The organism is Prauserella rugosa (genome assembly GCF_000719975.1).
Lineage (GTDB): Bacteria > Actinomycetota > Actinomycetes > Mycobacteriales > Pseudonocardiaceae > Prauserella > Prauserella rugosa.
This window is the reverse complement of the sequence record NZ_JOIJ01000010.1, coordinates 114863-138731: the sequence shown is the minus strand read 5'-3', so window position 1 is coordinate 138731 and position 23869 is coordinate 114863. Positions and strand designations below refer to the sequence as shown.

At 69.4% G+C, this 23869-nt stretch carries 17 protein-coding genes; 15 read left to right on the top strand and 2 right to left on the bottom strand.

The window, feature by feature from the left end; translation table 11 throughout:
- Positions 1-263 precede the first annotated feature (263 nt).
- Positions 264-1880 carry a type VII secretion protein EccB gene (gene eccB, locus IF64_RS0115645; RefSeq protein ID WP_030532859.1) on the top strand — a complete coding sequence of 539 codons (1617 nt, stop codon included), beginning with the start codon at positions 264-266 and terminating at the stop codon, positions 1878-1880.
- A 409-nt stretch (positions 1881-2289) separates the two neighbouring features.
- Here eccB and IF64_RS0115640 read toward each other — a convergent pair whose 3' ends face one another.
- Together IF64_RS0115640 and eccD are read right to left on the bottom strand one after the other, a co-directional pair.
- Positions 2290-3957, bottom strand: a complete 1668-nt coding sequence (locus IF64_RS0115640; protein WP_030532858.1) for a S8 family serine peptidase — start codon at positions 3955-3957, stop codon at positions 2290-2292.
- Between the two features lie 49 nt (positions 3958-4006).
- Positions 4007-5422 carry a type VII secretion integral membrane protein EccD gene (eccD, locus tag IF64_RS0115635; RefSeq protein ID WP_036876773.1) on the bottom strand — a complete coding sequence of 472 codons (1416 nt, stop codon included), beginning with the start codon at positions 5420-5422 and terminating at the stop codon, positions 4007-4009.
- Between the two features lie 285 nt (positions 5423-5707).
- On the opposite strand from eccD, the gene IF64_RS0115630 reads away from it, so the two are divergent.
- The 14 genes from IF64_RS0115630 (at position 5708) to IF64_RS0115560 (ending at position 23868) form a co-directional block, all read left to right on the top strand.
- Entirely contained in the window at positions 5708-9730 is a 4023-nt protein-coding gene (locus tag IF64_RS0115630) for a type VII secretion protein EccC (protein WP_030532856.1), read from the top strand.
- Between the two features lie 52 nt (positions 9731-9782).
- Positions 9783-11945, top strand: coding sequence for a type VII secretion-associated protein (locus IF64_RS0115625; RefSeq protein ID WP_030532855.1), 2163 nt, complete (start codon positions 9783-9785; stop codon positions 11943-11945).
- A 245-nt stretch (positions 11946-12190) separates the two neighbouring features.
- Entirely contained in the window at positions 12191-12508 is a 318-nt protein-coding gene (locus tag IF64_RS0115620) for a WXG100 family type VII secretion target (RefSeq protein ID WP_030532854.1), read from the top strand.
- A 50-nt stretch (positions 12509-12558) separates the two neighbouring features.
- Positions 12559-12846 carry a WXG100 family type VII secretion target gene (locus tag IF64_RS0115615; protein ID WP_030532853.1) on the top strand — a complete coding sequence of 96 codons (288 nt, stop codon included), beginning with the start codon at positions 12559-12561 and terminating at the stop codon, positions 12844-12846.
- 382 nt (positions 12847-13228) lie between these two features.
- On the top strand, positions 13229-13681 hold the full coding sequence (gene rplM, locus IF64_RS0115610) for a 50S ribosomal protein L13 (RefSeq protein ID WP_030532852.1): 453 nt from the start codon (positions 13229-13231) through the stop codon (positions 13679-13681).
- Positions 13682-13695: 14 nt separating this feature from the next.
- Entirely contained in the window at positions 13696-14166 is a 471-nt protein-coding gene (gene rpsI, locus IF64_RS0115605; RefSeq protein WP_036876771.1) for a 30S ribosomal protein S9, read from the top strand.
- Between the two features lie 353 nt (positions 14167-14519).
- Positions 14520-15866, top strand: coding sequence for a phosphoglucosamine mutase (gene glmM, locus IF64_RS0115600; RefSeq protein WP_030532850.1), 1347 nt, complete (start codon positions 14520-14522; stop codon positions 15864-15866).
- Positions 15867-16091: 225 nt separating this feature from the next.
- Positions 16092-16403 carry a hypothetical protein gene (locus IF64_RS0115595; protein ID WP_030532849.1) on the top strand — a complete coding sequence of 104 codons (312 nt, stop codon included), beginning with the start codon at positions 16092-16094 and terminating at the stop codon, positions 16401-16403.
- A complete protein-coding gene (locus tag IF64_RS27705; protein ID WP_157575516.1) occupies positions 16403-19618 on the top strand; it encodes a putative sodium/potassium/calcium exchanger in 3216 nt (1071 codons plus the stop codon). Before IF64_RS0115595 ends, IF64_RS27705 begins: the two co-directional genes overlap by 1 nt.
- A 22-nt stretch (positions 19619-19640) precedes the next feature.
- Positions 19641-20102 (top strand): hypothetical protein, encoded by a 462-nt coding sequence (locus IF64_RS0115580; protein ID WP_030532847.1) that lies wholly within the window; start codon positions 19641-19643, stop codon positions 20100-20102.
- Between the two features lie 231 nt (positions 20103-20333).
- On the top strand, positions 20334-20663 hold the full coding sequence (locus IF64_RS0115575) for a hypothetical protein (RefSeq protein ID WP_036876831.1): 330 nt from the start codon (positions 20334-20336) through the stop codon (positions 20661-20663).
- Positions 20660-23155 (top strand): WXG100 family type VII secretion target, encoded by a 2496-nt coding sequence (locus IF64_RS0115570; protein ID WP_051757895.1) that lies wholly within the window; start codon positions 20660-20662, stop codon positions 23153-23155. The genes IF64_RS0115575 and IF64_RS0115570 overlap by 4 nt, the downstream gene beginning before the upstream one ends.
- A gap of 15 nt (positions 23156-23170) precedes the next feature.
- On the top strand, positions 23171-23608 hold the full coding sequence (locus IF64_RS26130; RefSeq protein ID WP_051757894.1) for a hypothetical protein: 438 nt from the start codon (positions 23171-23173) through the stop codon (positions 23606-23608).
- Positions 23605-23868 (top strand): acyl carrier protein, encoded by a 264-nt coding sequence (locus IF64_RS0115560; protein WP_030532843.1) that lies wholly within the window; start codon positions 23605-23607, stop codon positions 23866-23868. Before IF64_RS26130 ends, IF64_RS0115560 begins: the two co-directional genes overlap by 4 nt.
- Position 23869 lies beyond the last annotated feature (1 nt).

The following is a 23869-nucleotide window of genomic DNA, read 5'->3' as shown; positions in this document are numbered from 1 at the left end:
AGGCGGCGTGGTGACGGACATCCGCTGGCTTCTTCCCCTCATTGTCACTCGCGTGTCCCCCGGAAGCGGCCGTGAGCGATTCGCGTTCGCCCGCCGTGGGCCTGCGGATCGCCCCGCCGCGGGCCCGTGTGAGACGGACACGCAGCGAAAACAGCCATCCCGGGGAGTCGCAGACTAGCGGGTGTTGGTAGAAACCAACACCAGCCGGTCCCGCACGGTTATCCTGCGGAACCGTATCGCGATGGGGAGGCAGTGGGGCGAGAATGCCGTCAACACCGACAACAAAGTCACAGGTTCAGGCGTACCGGTTCGTACTGCGGCGGATGCAGTCGGCGCTGGTGCGCAAGGACCCGGTCATGCTGCACGACCCGATGCGAACCCACGGGCGTGCCACCACGGTCGGCGTCGTCCTCGGTGCCCTCGGCTGTCTGGGGTTCCTGGTGTTCGGCATTTTCAAGCCGGCACCGAGCGTTCCGGACAGTGGCATCGTGATCAGCGAGCAGTCCGGTCAGGTCTACGTCGTCAACCAGGGCGGCGATCAGCTGATCCCGACGTTCAACGTCGCCTCGGCGAAGCTGCTGTCGATGGCGCAGGCGCAGGAGAGCAGTGAGGGCGGGGCCGCACCGCAGCCGCCCGAGGGCGACGGGCTCGAACCGCAGGTGGTTCCCGACGAACAGTTGACGGACATCTCGCGCGCTCGGCTCCGCGGCATCCCGGACGGCCCGCCGCTGCTGCCCAGCCAGGACCAGACGATCCGCAGCCAGTGGGCCGTGTGCGACGCGCTCGACTACGACGACTCGCTGCCTCCCGAGACGGCGCGGCAGGAGGCCACGGTCAAGAGTCAGGTGCTCGCGGGCGTCTCGGCGGGCGAGGCGAAGGACGAGCTCCCGCAGAACCAGGCGATCCTCGCCCAGAACGGCGAGGAGACGTACCTGATCTACCGGCAGCAGAACACGCAGGCGGGGCCGGGCAACGCGGTGAAGGCGCTCGTCGACCTGAGCCCGGACGACCCGGTCACCAGCGCCTTCGGCCTCGACCCGCAGCAGGCGCGGAAGGTCTCGCCCAGCCTGCTCGAAGCGATCCCGAACGCCACCGGCCAGCTCGTGGCCCCCCAGATCGACGGGGCGCAGGAATCGCCGAACTACGACATCGGCCCCGCCTCCCCGCAGGTCGGCTCGATCATCAACGTGGTCGACGCGGGTGCGGAGACGCTGTACGTCGTCCTCAAGGACGGCATCCAGGAGGTTTCCGAGGGTGCCGCCAACGTCATCCTCGCGAGCAACCAGTCCGGCACGAGTGAGACGCCGCGGGACGTGTCGCTGGCCGACATCTCGAACGCGCCGAAGCTCGGCGTGAACGATCCGCGCCGCATCGAGACCGAGCACTTCCCCTCCGAGGGAATCGAGATCGTCGACCAGCAGCTGAGCCCGCACACCTGCCTCGGCTGGAAGGTCCAGGGCGAGGGTGCGGCCCGCGACTCGTTCACGACGGTCTACGTGCACCGCACCTCGCCGCTGCCGAACGGCGCGAAGCCCATCGACGTCGGCACGGCCGCGCCGGACGGCTACAACAAGGTCGACCAGTTCTACATGCAGCCCGGCTACGCCGCTCCGGTCCGTTCGGCCACGAGCAAGGAGACGTTCGGCAAGGGCCCGTTGCAGCTGATCTCCGACCGGGGCATCCGGTACGGCATCCCGAACGTCACCACGGCGCAGTGGCTGGGGCTGGGGGAGAACCTGTTCCAGCCGGCACCCGAGACGATCATCAAGATGCTGCCCGCCGGGGCGTCCCTGAACCCGCAGGACGTGCGCAAGACGTACGACTCGGTACAGGTCGCGCCGAACGCGCCTGAGGGTGGGGCGGCCGCGCCGGGAGGCTGATCGACCCGCGGATCGAGTTGAGGGCCGTGGCCCCGTGAGCGACGACGTCGCCGCGGGGCCACGGCTGTTTCCACCTGTGGACACCCCTGTGGACAACTCGGGGAGCCCGGTCGGTGTCGAAGCCCGGCCCGGTGTGGGAACGGCGGGCCGGGTGCGGCTCCCTGCGAGGCGAGCTCAGCCGGGGCCTCCGCGGACGAGGCCGCCTGCGTTCGCCGTGGTCACTCCGACGAGGCACCGCCGAAGCGGGCGCCGCGAAACCTGGAGGACAGACCGCTCCGGCTCGGTGCAGACGAGCACCCCGGCAGCGCCATGGGCCAGCCAACCGGGCCTGGTCGGCCTGCCTGTGGATCAGGCGGGCCGCGCCTCCCGCGGAGGTCTGCGGCCGCCGGGCTCGGCAAGGCCGGGTGTCCTACGACCCCGAGCCGGCCACCTTGGCGTCCTTGGCCGGCTTCTGGTTCCGCCGCACGGTGTGCACGACGAACATCGTCACCCCGATCGCCAGCAGCGCACCCGCCGAGCCGCCGACGGCGACCGCGAACGGCGTCCAGTTCGTCGTGTCGGCGGGCGGCAGGTCGTCGGGCAGCGCCTGGGGAACGACAGGCTCGGCGTTCTCCTCGGACGGCACGTTCGCGGTCAGCGCGGCGATCGGGTCGATGACGCCGTGGCCGATGTACTGGTCGTGTCCGTCGGGAGCGGCCGGGTGGTGCGCGGTGTACTTGATGCGGTCCATGACCTGCGTGGCGGTCAGCTTCGGATACATCTGCCGCACGAGCGCGGCCACCCCGGAGACGTACGGCGCGGCGAAGCTGGTGCCCTCGATGGGTGCGGCCTCGCCGTTGGGGTCGATGGTCTGGTTGACCAGCCGGTCGGAGCCTTCCGCCGGGTCGAGCGAGATGATGTCGGTGCCGGGCGCCGCGACGCTGACCCACGGCCCGTTCATGCTGAAGTTCGCCGCCCCGCCGCTCTCGTCGATGGCGGCGACCGACAGCACGTGGTCGGAGAAGATCGGCGGCGAGACGTAGGAACTGGGGCTGTCGGCCGAGGTGTTCTGCTCGCAGTTCTGGCCCACGTTGCCTGCGGCGCTGACGACGACCGCGTTCCTCTCCTCGGTCGCGTACTTCACCGCGGCCTGGAGCTTCTTGTTCTCCTGGTCGATCTGGTTCGGGCCGGTGGCGGGCTGGCAGTTGTTGATCGACACGTTGATCACGCCGCCCTGGCTCACGTCGGCGGCCTTGACGATGGCCGCGGCGAGCGAGGCGAGGGTGCCCGCGCCTTCCTTGCTCTCCGCCTGCCGCTGCGACGAGTCGGTGGCCGCGGAACCGCCGGTGCCGCCTCCGTCGCCGCCGTCACCGCCGTTGCCGCCCTCGCCACCGGTGTCCCCACCGCCGGGGCCGCCGCCGTTGCCGCCACCGTCGCCGCCGCCGGGCCTGCCGCCCTGGCCTCCGCCCTGATCGCCGGGACCCGGGGCGGGGGTCTCCTCTTCCTCGACCTTCTCGTAGGCCTCGCTGGACTGGCGGATGGACTTGATCTTGACGTTGGGAGCGACGCCCGTGAAGCCGACGTCGCTGGGGGTCTTCGCGCCGATGATGCCGGCGACCTCGGTGCCGTGCCCGTCGCAGTCGAGCACGCCGGGGCCGTAGTCGGTCTCCTGGTTCACCAGGTCGAGCACGCCTTCGACCCTGCCGTTGAAGTAGGGATGCCCGTCCCAGACACCGGTGTCGATGACCGTGACGGTCTGGCCTGCACCGGGCTGCATGCCCTGTGCCTCCATCATCCGGTGCACCTCGTCCAGGCGCAGGTACTGCTGACCCCACGGGGCGTTGCGCAGCTGCTCGACCTCGTCGAGCTCCGCGGCCGCCACGCACTCGGTGCTCTTCTGGTAGTTCTCGGGCGGCGAGTCGCTGCGCAGCGAGGCGGGGCTCGGCAGCCCGGAGTCCACCGGCGGCGTCCAGTCGGCCGACTGGGCCGACGCGGGCAGGGCGGGCAGCCCGGCCACCGTGGCGCCGATGGCGGCCGTGAGCAGCAGCGCCGACGCGCGCCGCGCCCCGCCGCGTGAACGTGTACCGACCGAACGCACCCGAAACCCCCTTGCCGGCTTCTCTTGTCCGCCTTCGCCCGCTGCGGCCTCAGCCGAGCAGGTCGAGGTGGCGGAAGTAGGAGTAGAGCTCCATGGCGGCCAGCGCGAGCGGCAGGACCGCGGCGATGCAAATGGCCTCGATGATGTCGACGGTGCGGCGGATCGGCGGCGAGAAGCGCTGGTTCGGCACCACCGCGCCGAGCACGACCGACCCCGCGGCCAGCACCACGAAGGCGACCGCGCCCCACAGCAGCTGGTCGAACGGGTCGGCGTTCTGCAGCCAGCCGACGAGAATGCCCGCGGCGGAGACCATGCCCGTGACCAGCAGTGCGATGGCCTGCGCACCGTTGGCGTAGGTGCGGGCGCGCAGCAGCAGCACCGCGGTGGCGACGGCACCGGTCAGCACGCCCCAGATGTTCGGCGCGGTCGCCGAGATCATCGCGGCGAGTGCGGTGACCGCGCCGCAGCCGACGAGCAGACCCGTCATGTAGTTGTGGGCCGCGCTCGTGCGCTGCTCGATGTCCGAGTAGTCCGGGATCTCGGAGTCTTCCTTGAGCTCGTCCGCGGTGCCGGGGACGGTCGGCAGCGGCAGCTTGGCCAGCCAGATCGTCGCCCTCGGCAGCACCGAGATGCAGCCGAGCGCCACGGCGGCGGTACCCGCGGCGATGGCGTGAGCCGGCTCGTCGCCCAGCAGCGTCGCGACGAGGAAGGACAGCACACCGAACACGCCCGCCGTCGCGGCGGCGATGAACGTGGTCAGGCCGGTGCCGGTGATCATGATCGACGCGGCTGCCACGACCACGACCAACGCGCTGCCGAGCAGCAGGTTGGGGCGGATCGACGTGTCGAGCGGGACGATGAAGAACCCGGCCACGAACGCCATGGGAAGCCCGCCCGCGGCCGAGATCAGCACGCCGGTGGAGACCGCGCGGTAGGCGCGGGCCAGGGTGGCGCCGAGTGCGACACAGGCGATGGCGAGCACGCCCGCCGCGATCGCGGCGAACATCGGGTACATGCTGCTCTCGCCGACGCCGAACACGCCGCCGAGGAAGATCGACAGAGCGGCGAGGACCGCGGCGAGGCCACCCGCGGCGTGGCCGATCTTGAGGGCCGTCTCCTTGCTCCACGGGCGGAAGCCGTCGGGATCGGCCTCGGCGATCGCGTCGACGACGTCGTCGTAGAGCGGGGGCGGCGGGTTCTCGTTGCGCTTGCGCAGCTGCAGCAGCTCACCGTCCACGACGCCGAGCGAGGCCAGCGTCCTGCTCGGGTCGAGCGGCGCGTCCCCCAGCTTGGCCAACGCCCACCCGCCGTGCCGGGCGCCTCCGTCGGGAGAGGTCTCCTTGGCCATCTCCAGCAACATCGGCATCAGGTCCGCAACGGCCACGTCGGCCGGCAGTGCGACGTCGATCCGGGTGTTCGGTGCCACCACCGTCACCCGACTGAATACGGTCGTGCCCGTTGCCACCTTCTAGCCCCCTACCTGGATGTATCGCTGCCTCGGTACTTATACCGCGCACGGCAACATACCGTTCGCCGCCCCGGACGTCTGCATCTGCCTTGACGGCAGGTCATGGCGGCGCATGCAGTCTTAACGCACGAGGAGCCGGCGCGGGGGCGATTCGGCCGAACCCGTGCGAGTTCGCCGGTCTGCCGATCACGACTTGCCCTCGTTCGCTACCGTGTGAGCTCGGCCAGCATGTCGCCGGTCGCATGCCGACTTGAATAGCCGACTTGAAGAGGGGTCTTTTCGGTGAGCACGCTGCAGTTCAAGCGGTCGCCACGCCTTGCTGCGCCCCGCCCGCCGGGCGGCGAGGTCCACCTCGAGCCGCCGCCCGAGGTGCCACGCGCCATCCCCGGCAACATCATGATGAAGATCCTGCCGGTCGTCATGATCGTGGCGATGCTCGGCATGGTCGGCATGATCATGGTTCCGCGGCTGCAGGAGGGGCAGGCGCCGAGCCCCTTCATGATGATGATGCCGATGATGATGGTCATGTCGATGGTCGGCATGTTCGCAGGTGGGGGCCGCGGCGGTCAGCAGAAGAAGGCCGAGATGAACGAGGACCGCAAGGACTACCTGCGGTACCTCGGCCAGATGCGTGAGCGCGCCCGCGAGGCGATGGAGGAGCAGCGCGCGTCACTGGAGTGGGTGCACCCGGACCCGCAGACCCTGTGGTCCATGGCGGCGACGCGGCGCATGTGGGAGCGCAGGCAGAACGACCAGGACTTCCTCCACCTTCGGGTCGGCCGCAGTGCGCACCGGCTGGCGACCAGGCTCGTCCCGCCGCAGACCGGTCCGGTCGACGAGCTCGAACCGATCGCGACGCTGGCCCTGCGCCGGTTCGTGCGCGCGCACTCGATCGTCCCCGACCTGCCCACGCAGATCACCCTGCGTGGGTTCGCGGCCGTCGGCATGCAGGGCGATCGCGAGCTCACCCGCGGGCTGACGCGCGCGATGCTCGCCCAGCTCGTCACGTTCCACAGCCCGGAGGACGTGCTCATCGCCGTCGCCTCGACGGGTCGGTCGAAGGCCGAGTGGGAGTGGGCCAAGTGGTTGCCCCACACGCAGCACCCGACGCTGTCCGACGGCATCGGCCAGCTGCGCATGATGGCCGGGTCGCTCGGCCAGATCGAGGCGTGGCTCGAGGACGAGCTGCGGGACAGGCAGCGCTTCTCGCGTAACGCCACGCCGCCGCCGGACCAGCCGCACATCGTCGTCGTGCTCGACGACGCCGACGTCACCGGCGAGGAGCAGATCCTCCTGGAGGAGGGGCTCGTCGGCGTCACGCTGATCGACCTGTCGGACACGATCGGCAACCTGGCCGCCCGCCGCGGCCTGCGCCTGGTGGTCGAGCCCGAACGGCTCGGTGCGCGCAGCGCGGGCGGTGTCGAGTGGTTCGGCGAGCCCGACACGCTCAGCCTCGTCGAGGTCGAGGCGCTGGCCCGCAAACTCTCGCCCTACCGGGTCGGCAGTGCCGCAGCCGAGGACGGGGAGGAACAGCCGCTGCTGTCCAACCCGTCGCTGCTGGAACTGCTCGGCATTCCCGGCGACCCGATGACGTTCGACGTGCAGCAGGCCTGGCGCCCGCGCCCGGTGCGCGACCGCTACCGCGTGCCGTTCGGCGTCGGCGAGATGGGCCAGCCGGTGGAGCTGGACATCAAGGAAGCCGCCATGGAGGGCATGGGCCCGCACGGCCTGTGCATCGGTGCGACCGGTTCCGGTAAGTCCGAGTTCCTCCGCACGCTCGTGCTGGGCATGCTCGCCACCCACTCGTCGACGACGCTGAACTTCGTGCTCGTCGACTTCAAGGGTGGTGCGACGTTCCTCGGCCTCGACAAGGCGCCGCACGTGTCGGCGGTCATCACCAACCTGGCCGACGAGGTCACGCTGGTCGACCGCATGAAGGACGCACTGGCCGGCGAGATGAACCGCAGGCAGGAGGCGCTCAAGAACGGCGGCAACTTCAAGAACGTGTGGGAGTACGAGAAGGCCCGCGAGAACGGTGCCGACCTCGACCCGCTGCCCGCGCTGTTCATCGTCGTCGACGAGTTCTCCGAGCTGCTCAGCGAGAAGCCCGACTTCATCGAACTGTTCGTCGCGATCGGCCGGCTCGGCCGTTCGCTGCAGATGCACATGCTGCTTGCCTCGCAGCGGCTCGAGGAGGGCAAGCTGCGCGGCCTGGACTCCCACCTGTCCTACCGCATCGGCCTGAAGACCTTCTCCGCCGCCGAGTCGCGCGCGGCGATCGGTGTTCCGGACGCCTTCGAACTGCCGTCGGTGCCCGGTGGTGGCTACCTGAAGTACGACACCTCGACGCTCGAACGTTTCAAGGCCTCCTACGTCTCGGGTCCGTACCGCCCCGCAGGCATCAAGGCGGCCGCACCCGGCGCCAAGGTGGTGCGTGCGGACAAGCGTCCGCAGATGTTCGTGCCCGACTACGTCGAGCTGCCGAAGGAACCCGAACCGGAGCCGGAACCGGAACCGGAGAAGCCGCAGCAGCCCGAGTCAGAGGAGGCCGTCGAGCCGAGCGAGCTGGACGTCATCGTCAGCAGGCTCGTCGGGCAGGGTCCGCCCGCGCACGAGGTGTGGCTGCCGCCGCTGAACGAGCCGAACTCGCTCGACACGCTCCTGCCGAACCTCAACCCGACCGAGGAACGCGGACTGTCGCCCGTCGGCTTCTTCGGCAACGGCAAGCTGCAGGTGCCGCTCGGCATCGTGGACCGTCCGTACGAGCAGCGGCGCGACCCGCTGTGGGCCGACTTCTCCGGCGGTGCCGGTCACGGCGCCGTCGTCGGCGGTCCACAGTCCGGTAAGTCGACGATGCTGCGCACGCTCGTGATGTCGATGGCGTTGACGCACACGCCCGAGGAGGCGCAGTTCTACGCCATCGACCTCGGTGGCGGCACGCTCGCCTCGCTCGACGGTCTTCCGCACGTCGGTGGGGTGGCCGTCGCCAGGCGCGACCCGGACAAGGCCCGCCGCATCGTCGCCGAGCTGACGACCCTGGCCGCCGAGCGGGAAGCGCGCTTCGGGGAACTGGGCGTCGACTCGATGGCCGACTTCCGCAACCGCAAGCGCCGCGGCGACATCACCCACGAGCAAGACCCGTTCGGCGACGCGTTCCTCATCGTCGACGGCTGGCGCGCGCTGCGGGACGACTTCGAGGAGCTCGAACCGCAGATCACCAAGCTCGCCGTCCAGGGCCTCGCCTACGGCGTGCACGTCGTCATCGCGTCCAACCGGTGGGCCGACATCCGGCCCGCCATCAAGGACATGCTCGGCACCCGGTTCGAGCTGCGGCTCGGTGACCCGAGCGAGTCCGACATCGAACGGCGCACGGCGGTCAACGTGCCCGCCGGACGTCCCGGTCGCGGTCTGACCCGGGACAAGCTGCACTTCCTCGGCGGTCTGCCGCGGATCGACGGGTCGAGCGACGCGACGACCGTCGGTGACGGTGTCGCCGACGCGGTCGCCAAGATCAGTTCCGCGTGGCAGGGCCGCAAGGCACCGCAGGTGCGGCTGCTGCCCGACTTCATGCCGTACGAGGACCTGCTGGCGATCGACAACCGCCGCGACTCCAAGCTGGTGCCCATCGGCGTCAACGAGGACGAGCTGGCGCCCGTCTACCTCGACTTCAACGCCGACCCGCACTTCCTGGCATACGCCGACGGCGAGTCCGGCAAGACGAACCTGCTGCGGCAGATCGTCCGCGGGATCACCGACCGCTACACCAAGCAGGAGGCGGTCATCATCCTCGTCGACTACCGGCGCACGATGCTCGGTTTCGTCGAGGGGGACCAGCTGCTGGCGTACGCGGTGTCTGCCAACCAGCTCGACGGGATCGTCAAGGAGGTGGCCGGGTCGATGCAGAAGCGCCTGCCCGGCCCGGACGTGACGCCGCAGCAGCTCAAGGACCGGTCGTGGTGGCAGGGCCCCGAACTGTTCGTGATCGTCGACGACTACGACCTCGTGGCCACGCAGCAGAGCAACCCGCTGCGTCCGCTGGCCGAGTACCTGCCGCAGGCCAAGGACGTCGGCCTGCACATGGTGGTCGCCAGGCGCACCGGTGGTGCCGCGCGTACCGGGATGGACCCGATCATCGGCAAGCTCAAGGAGCTGGCGATGCCGGGCATCGTGATGAGCGGTTCCAAGGACGAGGGCACGCTGCTGGGCAACGTCAAGGCCAGCCCGATGCCGCCCGGCCGCGGCAACCTGGTCAGCCGCAAGGTCGGCAAGCAGCTCATGCACGTGTCGTGGATCAATCCCGAGTGATCCACGCGCCGACGCCGTGGTCACCGGTCGTTCCTGACGTGGGGAGCGACCGGTGACTTTTCGCGTCGCGATCGACTTCGGCACGTCGAGCACCTGCGTCGTCGCCGCGATCGGGGAACGGCAGCCACAGGTCGTCGTGATCGACGGCCAGCCGCTGATGCCGTCGGCCGTGTACGCACACGCCGACGGCACGCTGTTCGTCGGCCAGGAGGCCGAGCGGCAGGCCGCGGTGGATCCCGCCCGGTTCGAGCCGACGCCGAAACGCCGGATCGACGAGGGCGAACTGCTGCTCGGCGACACCGTGCTGAACGTCGTCGACGTCGTGCGCGCCGTGTTGTCCAGGGCGGTGGGCGAGGCGCGCAGGCTGGCGGCGGGTGCGGAGATCGACCTGCTGGTCCTCACGCATCCCGCGGACTGGGGTGCGGTGCGCACCCGGCTGCTGCGCCAGGCCGCGAGCGGTCTCGGGCACGAGGTCGCGTTGGTGCCGGAGCCGGTCGCCGCCGCGGTCTTCCACGCCGCGACGTACGCACCGGCCCACGACAACCCGGAGAAGACCGTCGCGTTCACCGGCAAGCCGGGGGACACGTTGGCGGTGTTCGACTTCGGTGGCGGCACGATCGACGTGAGCGTCGTGCGCCGCACGGAGTCGCAGAACCGCAGGACGGCGTTCGAGGTCCCCGCCACCCGCGGCGACCCGGGCTTCGGCGGTGCGGACATCGACCAGGCGTTGCTGGAGCACGTCGGTTCCCTCGTCTCGTCGGCGGACAGGGATGCGTGGGAGCAGCTGGTCCAGGGCAGGGAACTGGCCGACCGGCGCAGGAGACGCGTGCTGCGGCAGGACGTGCGCGGCGCCAAGGAGACGTTGTCCCGGCACGCCTACACGGACGTGCCGATGCCGCCGCCGTTCGCCGACGCGCACGTGACGCGGGAGCAACTCGAGGAGTTGGTCGCCGCCCCGCTCGGCAGGGCCGTCGAACTCGCGGTCGCGACGATCGAGGAGGCCGGGCTGCGGCCGAAGCAGCTGACGGCGATCTTCCTCGTCGGCGGATCGAGCCGGATCCCGATGCTGTCGCGGCTCATCCACGAGCGGACCGGCGTCGTGCCCACGACCCTCGACCAGCCCGAGACCGTCGTGGCACGCGGTGCGCTGCGTGCCGTACAGGTGATCCCCGACCGCGGCGGAGCGGTGCCCGGCGCGTTGCCCGGCGCAGGGGACGAGGCCACCTCCGTCGTGCGCAGGCCGGAATCCGCGCCGCAGCAGCCCCACGGTCCACACGGGACGGGCAGGCAGTCGGCGGGCAGCGCCCGTCCCGGTGCGTACGGAGCACAGTCGGGGCCGAACACGGCTCCGTACCGGCCACAGCAGCCCGGCGGCCACCATCCGGGCACGCAGCCGCCCCAGCATCCGTCGGGCCAGCATCCGTCGGGGTCGCAGGCGGGCAGGCGTCCGCACAGCCCGCAGACGCCGCGTCCCGGCGTTCCTGCTCCCCACGCTCAGGGCGGGCACGGACAGGGCGGCCCCGGAAAGGGCGGGCACGGGCAGGCTGGGCCGGGAACACCGCACGGCGGCGGGTTCGCCCAGCAGCATCCCGGCTTCGCCGCGTCCTCCTACACCGCGGCCTCCTCCACCGCGGGCTCGGGTGAGCCCGGCGGCGAGGGCGCCGGCACCGGAACGAACGGCGGCCGGAAGCGGGCACTGGTGTGGTCGGCGCTCGGCCTGGTGGTGCTGCTGGCAGGTGCGGCCGCCGTGTGGTTCTTCGTCATCAGGGAGGACGAACCCGAGGGAACGCGGGTCTCCCGGTTCTCGTACTCGTTCATCGCACCGCAGGGCTGGAAACAGCTCGACGAGAACGTCGAACGCGCCAACATCACGTACGGCCCGGCCGACTCCTCCGGTTCGGACCTCGTCGTCGTCCAGCAGATCCAGCAGGACTTCGACGCCGGAAAGCAGCGCAGGCGCCTGTTCGACGAGATCCGCCAGGATGGGGCGGCGCGGCCGGACAAGTACCGCGGTTTCAAGGAACACCACGGGTTCGCGGGCCGCGACACCATTCACTACACGGAGAAGCTCGACGGGATCGCCGAGCCCGTGCGGTGGTACATCCTCGCGAACGGTTCGGTCCAGGTGAGCGTCGGCTGCCAGACCGACAAGGCCAAGAAGGAAGTCGCCGCGGGCTGCGAACAGATTGTCCAGACCCTCGAATTCACGAACTGACGCCACGTTCGACGTAACCCGCGTCCGCTGTGCATGTGCGAAACCGAATGCGAAACGCGCTCGCAGAGCTCTGACCTGCGTAAACGTGTTCGGTTCCGTTCGGTTCCAGGTTTCGGCGTTTACTGGAGCAACTACTTACGGAACCGGCGGGACATCGTGGAACCAACCATGGCAGGGTCTTCGTCGTAGGGTCAGTACCAGCAAGGAAGTACTCGACTGAACCACTGACGAAGGGGGTCATCCCAATGGCAGGCGGCTTTACAGGGACTCCGGAACAGTTCCAGCAGGCGTACCGCGACGTCGAAGAGACGAAGCAGGCCATGGACCAGAACATGTCGACGCTGCGCGACCGCATCGAGGCGACCCGCGCCGGCTGGGGCGGCGAGGCTGCGCAGGCGTTCCAGAACGTCATGAACGCGTTCGACGAGAAGAACATGAAGCTGAACCAGGCGCTGCAGGACATCGCCGAGCTGCTTCAGCAGTCCGGTGTCAAGTACCAGCAGGCGGAAGAGGAGCAGCAGTCGGCCATCGGCAGCATCTCCAACGCCCTCGGCGGCCTCTGATTCGTTCGCGACCCGATTCACTTCATTCTTAGACTTTCTGGAGGGTAGACATGTCCGGTATCAAGGTTGATTACGCAACGATCCACACCGCTGCCGAGGACTGCAAGGCCACCGGCGGCGAGCTGGAGAACCTGTTCGAGCAGCTGAAGAGCCAGCTCGCCCCGCTCGTCGAGAGCTGGGAAGGTGACGCGATGCAGGCCTGGAACGAGGTTCAGAACAACTGGAACCAGTCGCTCGAGGAGCTCAAGCAGGTTCTCGCGCAGATCGCCACCGCTCTGCCGCAGATCGCCGACGGCTACCAGGGCACGGAGAAGGGCATCCAGGGGATGTTCGGCTGACATCAGCCTGCTTCACCGCAGCCTCTGGGGGCAGCTCTGGGGGCAGTCCTGGTGGCACGGCCACCGGCTGACGGATACATGGAACGGGTCCGGCCTCTCACGGCCGGGCCCGTTCTCGTGTGTGCGGCAGAGGGCGCGGCGACGTCCGAGGGCGCCCCGAATCGACCGCCGACCAGGGTCGTAGACTGCGGGTAGCGGTTCCTCGACGCGCCGAGGCGGCCTGTCGGGAGGATGCGGTGGCCGGCATTAGGATGAGCCGCCCATCGGACCCCGCCTCCATGCGCTCCGAAGCGACCGGGTATCTTCGTAGTCTGTGCGCGCGCCGAGTGTTTGCGGCCGGCCCGCACGTACCCACAAGCAATCTTGACGACGAGGTAGACCCTTGCCCACGTACAGCCCTAAGCCCGGCGATGTCACCCGTGCCTGGCACGTGATCGACGCCCAGGACGTCGTGCTCGGCCGGCTCGCGACCGAGGTTGCCACGCTGCTGCGCGGCAAGCACAAGCCGACCTATGCTCCGCACGTGGACACGGGTGACTTCGTCATCATCGTGAACGCCGAGAAGGTCGCCCTCACCGGCAACAAGCGCGAGCAGAAGTTCGCGTACCGTCACAGCGGCTACCCGGGCGGCATGCGCAAGCAGTCGTTCGGCGAGCTGCTCGACACCAAGCCGGAGCGCCTGCTCGAGAAGACCATCAAGGGCATGCTGCCGAAGAACAAGCTCGGCCGTGCCATGGGGAAGAAGCTGAAGGTCTACGCCGGCCCGGACCACCCGCACGCCGCGCAGAACCCGCAGCCCCACGAGATCACCAAGATCGCTCAGGTGACCAAGTGAGTGAGGAACAGCCTGTGACCAGCACCGAGACCGAGGCCGCCACCGAAGCGGCTGTGACGAGCGAGACGCCGGCAGCGCCGAAGCCGTCTCGCGCCGCCGGTGGCACCGCGCAAACGGTCGGCCGGCGCAAGGAGGCCGTCGTCCGGGTGCGTCTCGTGCCCGGCAGCGGCCAGTTCAAGCTCAACGGCAAGTCGCTCGAGGAGTACTTCCCGAACAAGGTGCACCAGCAGCTCATCCGTGAGCCGCTGGTGACGGTCGAGAAGCCCGAGTCGTTCGACATCGCCGCCAACCTGCGCGGCGGCGGCCCGTCGGGTCAGGCCGGTGCACTGCGCCTGGCCATCGCCCGTGCGCTCGCCGAGATCGACGGCGACGACCGCCCGGCGCTGAAGAAGGCCGGCTTCCTCACGCGTGACGCGCGTGCGACCGAGCGCAAGAAGTACGGCCTCAAGAAGGCCCGCAAGGCGCCGCAGTACTCCAAGCGCTGACCTTCGACGTCAGTGTTCTGTCTCGCATCGACTGCGGTGTGGGGCAACACGCGAGAGCGCCCATCCGATACACGGGTGGGCGCTTTTCGCGTTTCCGGGGAAGGCGCCCGCCGTGTTGCGTTCTCCGGGGCCCGTGTTGCAGTCCCAGGGGCCCGTGTTGCGGGTTCCGGAGGGCGTGTTGCGGTCCTGGGAGCGCGTGTTGTGGGTATCCGGGCCGGGTGTCGCCTGCCGTAGCGCAAACGGTGACCCGCCGGTATCGCCCACGTGCGTGTCGCTAAGTTGTCCGCGCGACGCGGAGTCCGCACGGTGGGCTCCATGGCGTCTCGAGGCGATGTGTTGTAGCTGGAGGATGTATGGCCCGCCTGTTCGGCACCGATGGCGTGCGCGGTCTCGCGAACAGTGAGCTGACGCCGGAACTGGCGTTGTCGGTGGCCGCGGCGGCGGCTCGCGTGCTCGCTGCCCACGACCGATCGCACCGTCCGGTGGCTGTGGTGGGCCGCGACCCGCGGGCCAGCGGCGAGATGCTGGAGGCGGCGGTGGTCGCCGGGCTGACCTCGGCGGGCGCCGACGTGGTGCGCGTCGGCGTGCTGCCCACCCCCGCGGTGGCGTTCCTCGTCGGTGACCTGGACGCCGATTTCGGCGTGGTCATCTCGGCGTCGCACAATCCGATGCCGGACAACGGTCTGAAGCTGTTCGGCGAGGGTGGGCACAAGCTGCCCGACAGCATCGAGGACGAGATCGAGGCGCTGCTCGGCGCGGACGTGACGCAGGTGCCGCCGCGTCCCACGGGGTCGGAGATCGGCAGGGTGCGCGACGCCGCGGACGCGCTCGACCGCTACGTGGCGCATCTGGTCGCCGCGACGCCGCACTCCCTGGCGGGGCTGAAGGTGGTCGTGGACTGCGCGAACGGTGCGGCGTCGGTGGCTGCGCCCGAGGCCTACCGGAAGGCGGGCGCGGAGGTCGTCGCGATCCATGCCGAACCGGACGGGCTCAACATCAACGACGGGTGCGGGTCGACCCATCCGGAACAGTTGCAGGCCGCGGTCGTCGAACACGGCGCCGACCTGGGGATTGCGCACGACGGTGATGCCGACCGGTGTCTGGCCGTCGACGGCGAGGGCAACCTGGTGGACGGCGATCAGATCATGGCCGTGCTGGCCCTGGACATGGCCGAGCGGGGCGAACTGACGCACACGACGCTCGTGGCCACGGTGATGAGCAACCTGGGCCTGCACCTGGCGATGAAGGAGCACGACATCGCGTTGCGGACGGCCGCGGTCGGTGACCGGTACGTGTTGGAGGAGTTGCGCGCGGGCGGGTTCGCGCTGGGTGGCGAGCAGTCCGGCCACGTCGTGTTGCCCGCGCACGCGACGACGGGCGACGGGTTGTTGACGGCGTTGCGCCTGATGAGCAGGGCGGCGGCGACGGGCAAGCCGGTGGCCGAGCTGGCCGCGGTGATGGAACGGTTGCCGCAGGTGCTGGTGAACGTGCGGGTGGCCGACAAGGCGGCGGTGGCTGCGTCGGAGGCGGTGCGCGAGGCCGTGGACGCGGTGACCAGTGAGCTGGGCGAGGAGGGCCGGGTGCTGCTGCGGCCGTCGGGCACGGAGCAACTCGTCCGGGTGATGGTCGAGGCGAAGGCGGAGGCCACGGCGCAGGCGGCGGCGGACAGGCTGGCGGGGGTCGTCGCGGCGGTGGCGTGAGGTCGCCGACCTGCAGTGCGGCGCGAAACGTCCAGGTCGCGACGGACGGATCGGCGCGAACGGGCCGTTCGTGTCAGGTGTGCCTGGTTTGCGCGACAACGCCCGGGTGAGCTGGGTATGTTTCTCTGTGCGTTTGTGATGGCACCGGACGTCGCTGCCGTGCGTCCAACCCACCGCGTACACGCATGACGAGCACGACCACGCACCGACAAGGGGGAGGAACCGATGTCTGGTGGACAGCAAGTAAACGCGGACGGTCTGCGTGCGGCGGGCGAGGCCTATGCGCACGAAGGCGAGGAACTGAAAACCGCCGGCAGCAAGATCGAGACGAACGTCAGTTCCGAGAAGGTCGGTAAAGCGTGGGCCGATGTGGCCAAGTCGTACGTGGACGCCATCAGCAAGTATCGGGACGCAGTGAACAAATGTGGTGCGGAGGCTTCCGGGCTCGGCGACAAGATGGCGCAGGCGGGTAAGGCCTACAAGGACGGCGAGACGGTCAGCACCGAGACCATCGCGTCGAAGGGGGCGGAGCTCTGATGGCCAACAGTCGTATTCGGGACCGTGACAACCGGGATTCTGATGGTCCTACGCCACTTGGCCAGGGGGGATCCTCTTTCGCGGATACACCTACAGCCCATCGGCGGAACCAGGGCGATGACTGGGTCACGCCCGGGACCAAGGGCGAGATCGACGACGATCAAGTCGAAGCTGCGACGGACAAGTTCAGCGATCGCGATCTGAACGGTATGCGAGATCTGCTGGACGATCCCAACATCAACGACACCGATCGTGGTCAGATGCTCATGGCGTTGTCGAACGCCGGGATGGTCAGCGATGCCGAGATCGACAAGTACGCCAACAAGTACGGCTACGACGCTGACCGCCTGAAGGAAGGCGGCGACGATGTCGACACCAACCTCGACAACGCCAAGCGCGCCTACCGTGTAGCACAGCGCGACTCCCACAAGGGAAAGATCGACAAGGCTCAGAAGAACCTCGACGACTCCCAGGGGTTCAGTACCTCGGACGAGATTATCGACGAAGCTGAGCCCGGGGTGCAGCTGTTCGACGAATTCTATCCCAAGTATCTGAGAGCGCAGGACAAGGTCGGCCAGGCCGGCGGATCGCAGCAGCAGCAGCAGCCGGACGAGGGGTATCCCGAGCCTGCCGGTAAACAGTCATCCGGTGAGGGCGAGGGTGCGGGTGGTGCCCAGTACTCGGCCAGTGGAAACACCCCGGACGACATCCGGAATGGCCTTGACGAGTTTCGTGGAATCGTGTTCGGGACATTTCATGGTGACGCTTCGATGCTGGAGCGGGCCGGAAAATCGCTCGATGAGTTCGACGAGGCTGTCAGGAAGTCTTGGCAGGATGGTACGTCGGATTGGCTGGGCGACGCGAAGTCGGCTGCGGCTCAGCGCAATGACGAACTGAACCAGAATATGGGGGAGCTCTCACAAGCCCTGCGGTCGGCTCCGGGCGACCTCCGTGCCGGTATAGACGGTGTCCGCGACTGCGTCGTCTACTACGCCAGGCAAGTCCTGAACATGTACGGAAACGGCCGTATCAATGGAATCGTCCCAGTTGACGTCGACAAGTATATTCGGTTCCTCGATGATTTTCCCGCGGGAAAGGCTCAGATCCAGGAGGCTAAAGGAAAGGTTGAGGGCCGGAGCTGGGGTGATGATATTGCTGTGGCGGCTTTCGATGGTGGGTTCTTTGGTCTAGGCGACCCTCGAATAACGTTTCCTACTCCATTCTTCAATATCCTCGGGTACACCTTCGAGGGTGAGATCAATGAAGACAACATGGAGCAGGAGCTCAAGAAGGCTGAGCAGTGTAAGAACGCTGCTGAGACCGCTCTCCGGGAATTCATGGCGGCGTACGACGCCAAGTGTCAGGAGTTCCACGGTTACGGCTCCGAGGGTGTTGCCGCGATCCAGGATCACTACACCTCGATGATCGAGACCTTGAACGAGCACCTCGGTGAGGCGTTCGGAGAGAAGGAAGGAAAAAGTGGGGACGCTGGTCCTGGTCCTGAACAGCAAACGGCAACGCCTCCGCAGTCCGCTGGTGGGTCGCCCGTAGGCGGCGCACCCCCCGGCGGGGGCGCTCCCCCCGCGGGTGGTGCCCCGCCCGTCGGTGGCGGTGGCATGTCGACGCCACCGACCGCGGCCACCAGCCCTGCTGATGCCGGCGGTGGAGATGCAGCAGGCGGTGGCCCGGGTGCGGGTGGTGCAGGGCCGGATCTGGCGAATGGGCCCAAGCCCGGTGGTCAGGGCGACGTCGAGAACCCTGTGACCGGTGAAAAGGCCGAGGTTGACCCCGAAACCGGTGAGCCGTACCCGATCGACCCGGAGACCGGCGAGGCCGTCAAGGACGGCCCCGAGCGCGAGACCCTGAGCGTTGAACAGGGGGACCGCAAGCTCGATCTGGTCGCGCCCAACGAGAAGGGCGAGATGGAGATCTCCGTCGCCGACGGCGAGGGGCCCGGCAAGGACTTCAAACTCGACTTCGGCAACGACTCCGGCGACGGCAACGAATCCGGCGACGGAAACGGGCCCGGCGCGGGCGACGAGGCCTCGGGCGGCGCGCAGCCGAGCGGGCAGGCCGGCGGCGGGCCCGGCCAGGCCGAGGGCGCACAGGACTTCGGCCCGGAAGGCTCCGCCGGTGACGGCTCGAAGGGCGAACAGGTCTACACGCCCGACGAGGATGGCAAGATCCGCATCGAGGAGAACGGCCTCAAGATCACCGCGGAACAGCCGGACGGCCCCGACGGCCCGACGACGGTGACCGTCGACGACGGCAAGGGCGAGCCCACCACCTACACCCTCGGTGAGGAGAACAGCGAAACCACCGGCTCCAGCGCCGCAGGTGGCAACGGCATGCGTGCGAGCGGAGCGGGCATGGCGGGTGGCCCGGACGGCGACGGTCCGCTGCGGGCCACCGGCGGCGCCGCCCCCGCCTCGGCTGCGGGTATGAGCGCAGCGGGCATGGCCGGGCCGGACATGGGCGATACCGCAATGGGTGGCGGTGCGCCCGACCCCGGAACCAGCGGCGTCCAGTCCGGCGACCTCGGTGGCGACACGGCATCGGCAGCGGCGCAGGCAGGCCCGGCCGCGGCCGCGGCAGGCGATGCGGGAGCACTGCAGGGCGACATCTCCGGCGCGGCGGGCGCTGGAGATTCCGGCGCTATGCAGGGTGACCTCGGCGGTGGTCCGATGGCCTCGACCGGCGGCGACCTGCCCGCCGACGCGGGCCCGGTCTCCGACGGCCCGGTTTCCGACGGCCCTGGCGCCGACGCGCCTGTCTCCGCGGCATCCGAAGCCGAGTCGTCCGGATTCGAGGCGTCCGGACCCGAGGAACAGGCGTCCGACTCGACCGCCCCAGCGGCCAACGACGCGACCTCCCCAGCTCAGGCCATGCCCAGCGATGCACTGGGCGGTGGCGGTGACCCCACCGGCGAGAGCAGTCTCGCCGACACCCCGGGCATCGAGCAGGAGCAGGAACGCCAGGGCAACGACGGTGGCTCGGGTGGCGTCGGCTCCGCCGCCGCAGGCGGTGGCGGCGGCATGATGGGCGGCGGCATGGGCGCAGCCGGCGGAGGCGGCGGTGGTGGCGACGACCAGGACCGCCAGAGTCAGTTCGTCCTCGACGCGGTGAGCGAACTGTTCGACGCCACCCCGTCCAACGAACGCATCAGCGGCGCACTGGGCGAGGACACTCCGGTCGTGCTGCCGTTCAGTCGCTGATCGGGTGAGTGGAGGAAACGAGATGACCGGGGAAGCCAGCCCGAAACTGCTGGACAAGCTTGCCTCGATTCGAGCGCGATACGAGGCCGCCGTCGCCGAGACACAGGAACGTGCGACGCAGTACGAGCGCGCGTTGGCTCAGCGGGCCGAGGAGCGGCGGCAGCAGGCCGAGGAGCTGAGTAAGGAGCTCGACGCGAAAACAGCCGAGAACCGTGCTGCCCGCGAAGACCCCAACGCGAAGAACGAGTGGCTGAACCGCCGGGACGGTGGGGAGCGCACGATGAACTTCGGGCCGGGGGCCGACGAGCTCGACGAGGCTGCCGACGCGCAGCAGTCCACGCAGTCGTCGCCGCCGCAGCAAACCACGGTGCCGACCCCGCTGCCGGCGTCCGAATCGGCGCAGCCGTCGCAGGCGAAGCACCGTCGTCCCCGTCGCGACGAGGACGACGACGAGGACTTCGCCAACCGCGACTGGTTCGTCTGAACACCACCGTCTGAGCCCCACCGGCTGAGCAGCACTCCGCCTGCCGGCAGCACCCGACTCGACCACCGCAGAGCACCCGTCCGGACGTTCCTCCGGGCGGGTGCTCTGCTGTCGTGGGACCCGCCCCGAAAAACCCCGTGCCGGTACATTTCGTGTGCATATGCGACGGCACCGACCGGGCCTCGCCGACGTCGTAGTCACAGACGACAGCAGACACAGGGGGTGGGAGCCGTGAGCGGAGTCAACGCACCGGACGGATACACCGTCGACGAGAGCTCCATGGCGAGCCGGGCCACGAACATCAGCGACGCCGCCGACGGCGCACTCGACGACGTCAAGGACGTCGGCACGTCGAACGTCGCCGAAGCGGGGTTCGGCAATGCCCACACCGGCTTCGCGGGCGACTACACCGCGGGCATCCAGACCATCGGCGAGGCCGCACAGGCCATGTGCTCGGCGCTCACCTCGTTCGCCTCGACCATCGGCGCCGCGGGCAGCCGGTACGGCTCGGCCGAGGACACCCAGGCCCAGGCGGCCACGAACTCAGGGAGCGGACTGTGACCGGCATCTTCAGCAGGGAGCCCGAGTACACCTGGGCCGAGACCAAGGAGCTCCTCGACGATCCGCACGTCTCCGCCGAGACCAAACAGGCCGTCCTGAAACACTACTCATTGCGCGGCGACAACGACTCCGCCGCCGACGCCTACTACGAGAAGTACAACGTCAGGCCGGGTTGGGCGGATCCCATCTGGGACGATCGCCGTCGACCCTACGACCGGTCGGCCGACCCGTACGAGGACGCGCGGGCCGAAGCCGAGGAGAAGGGCTACCGGTCGAGCCAGATCGAGTCCGAACTCGACGAGAACCGCGGCAAACTCGACGAGGCGACCCTCGGAACGGGCAGCACGGGCTACACCACGTCCGACGAGCTGCTCGAACTCGCCAAGGACGGGCTCGACACGTTCCACAAGTTCCTGCCCATCGACGCGCAGGTGCCAGCCGACTCGCAGCACATCGACGGCCCATTGGACTACGCCTCCGACATCCGCGAGCGCTACTGGGAACAGGCGGGCATCGACTTCCAGAAGTTTCTCGACGACGCCGACGCACTGCGCAAGGCCCACGGCACGCTCAGCGAGCTCCGCTCCAGCACCGAGGACGACCTCAACGCGCTCTACCGCGACTGGACCGGCGACGCCGCGAACGCCTCGTACCAGAAGTACAGCGAGGACATCGATCCGCCGGCCAAGGACCTCGTGTCCCATGTGGAGGGAGCCGCCGCGGTCATCGAGCGGGCGGTGGAGTCCGTGTTCAACGCTGTGCGCAGCAAGGCCGAGGAGGTCACTCGGCTGTACTCGCCGACCGTTGGCGCCGCGACCCCGGAGATCGCGCAGAAGGTCGTCACGCTGGCCCGCGGCGAGTTCGACAGCCAGGACCAGGTGCTCGAGGTGGCCGCGTGGATCGACGCCCAGTGCGGCACCAACATCGAATCCACCATGCGCCACGACAACTGCGACCTCAACGACGAGAACAAACAGCTCGTCATCCGCGAGTGCAAGGCGTGGATCCGCGAGTCGTGGAACGTCGACCTCTACGACAACCTCTACTCGGCGTTCACGTCACTGTGCGACTCGACGAAGGAAGCCGTCGACGAGGCCTACACCACGCTCAACAAGTATCTCGGCGAGTACAGCAACGACTTCCCCAGCGACGGCGCTGGTCAGGGCGACCCGCAGAACCCGGGAGTGCCCGGCGGAAGCCACGATCCCGGCATCGACGCGGGTGCCGGTCCCGGAACGGGCAACGGCTCAGGTACCGGTTGGGGTACCGGCACGTCCGGTGTGGGCGGCTCGGGAGCGGGTACCGGCGGGCCCGGTGGAGGTTCCGGCGCAGGCACGAGCCCGTCGGCACCGTCGATGCCGAAGATCGACACCCCGCAGCCCGACCTCGACGGGCTCACCCCGGGCAGGCGTCCCGACGGCCGCGACGACGGCAAGCCGGGCGCCGGCACCCCCGACGTCGGCGACATCCTCGGCGAGGGCTCCAGGGACGACGGTACCGACGGCACCGCCGATCCGGGTTTCCTGCGCGGCGACGACGAGCAGGGCACGCTCACGGTCGAGCAGGGCGACAAGAAGCTCGAGATCGGTGAACCCGACGCCGAAGGCCGGATGGGCATCACCGTCGACGACGGCTCCGGCGAGCCCGCCCAGTACGAGCTCGACTTCGGCACCGGCGACCGGGACGCCCGCACCGCAGACGACGGCGATGCCGAGGGTGGTGAGTTCGGCCCGCAGGGCGGTGACCCGGCCGAGAAGGTGTACCGGCCGGGACCGGACGGCAAGATCCGCATCGAGGACGGCAACCTGACGATCGTGGCCGAGCAGCCCGAAGGCCCCGATGGCCCGACGCTCGTGACGGTCGACGACGGCACGGGCGAACCCACCACCTACACGCTCGACGGCTTCGGCGACGGCGACACCGGCAGCGACATCGACGGTCTCCGCCCGCTGCCAGCGCAGCCGCCGGCCACCGAGGACGGCATCGAGCTACCCGACCCGTTCGGCGGCGGCACGTCCGACAGCGGTGCCGACAGTGGTGCCGGAAGTAGCGCCGACGTGCAGACCCCGTCCGCGCCTTCGACGTCCGGAAGCCTCACCGGCTCCCTCGGAGGAGGCGGAGACGTCGGCGGTGCAGGAGGCGGTATCGCCGCGGCGGCTCCCGGCGCGGACGCCCAGCCGCTCGACGAGGGCTCGCGCACCAGCGCCACGACCGGCACGCCCGGCGGCGGTGGTGCCGCACCGGCGGCTCCGGCCCCGGGCGGCGCGCCCGCGGCAGCCGGGGCGTCCGGCGGCGGTGGCGGAATGATGGGCGGCGGCATGATGGGCGCCCCGATGGGTGCAGCCGGCGCGGGCGCAGGCCAGGGCGGCGAGCAGAACCGCAGCGCCAGCTACCGCATCGACGGCCAGCTGTTCGACGGTTCCGAGACCCCGAAGGCGATCAGCGGCACCATCGGCGAGGAGCGCCAGCCGCCCGTGAAGTACGACAAGTGATGCCGAGGAGACACGGTGGCTGACTCGACAGGCACGACAGGACAGGGCACGGCAGGACACGGCACAGCAGGTGGGAACACCGCGGGCGGGAACAGGGCTGCGGCCGCGCTGGCCCGGTTCGACCAGATCAACCGCGAACTGGCCGACCGTCGTGCGCTGCGCGAACGCAGGGCGGCCGAGGCGAAACGGCAGGCCTCGGAGAGCCTGACGAAGCGGGGCCTGGTGGCCGAGCGCGCCGCGCAGCACCTGGCCGAACTGGGCAGGCGTGCGCGGGCGCAGAGCGGCTGGGCCATCGAACGTTCCCGCGCCGGCGAGGAGAACGTGCTCACCTTCGGCGTCGAGGACGACACCGGCGCCGACGTCACCGAGGAGGTGCCGCCTCCCCAGACCGCGCGCACGGTGACCCCGCGCGACGAGGACGACGACTTCAGCAACGAGACGTATCTGACATGACCTCCGACGGCAACGCGGCGATCAGCGGGAGGGCCGACGAGATCAAGGCGATCGTGTGCCGTGTGCTCGACGTCCCGCCGTCGGAGGTCGGCCTCGAGTCGCGGTTCGTCGACGACCTGGGCGCCGACTCGATGGACCTGCTCGAACTGCTCTCACACCTGGAGGTCGAGTTCGACGTCCGGATCGACGAGGACCACCTCGCGCGGCTGGTCCACCTGCGGGGTGTCCACGACGTGCTGGGTGAGGTGCTGGAGGCCTGAG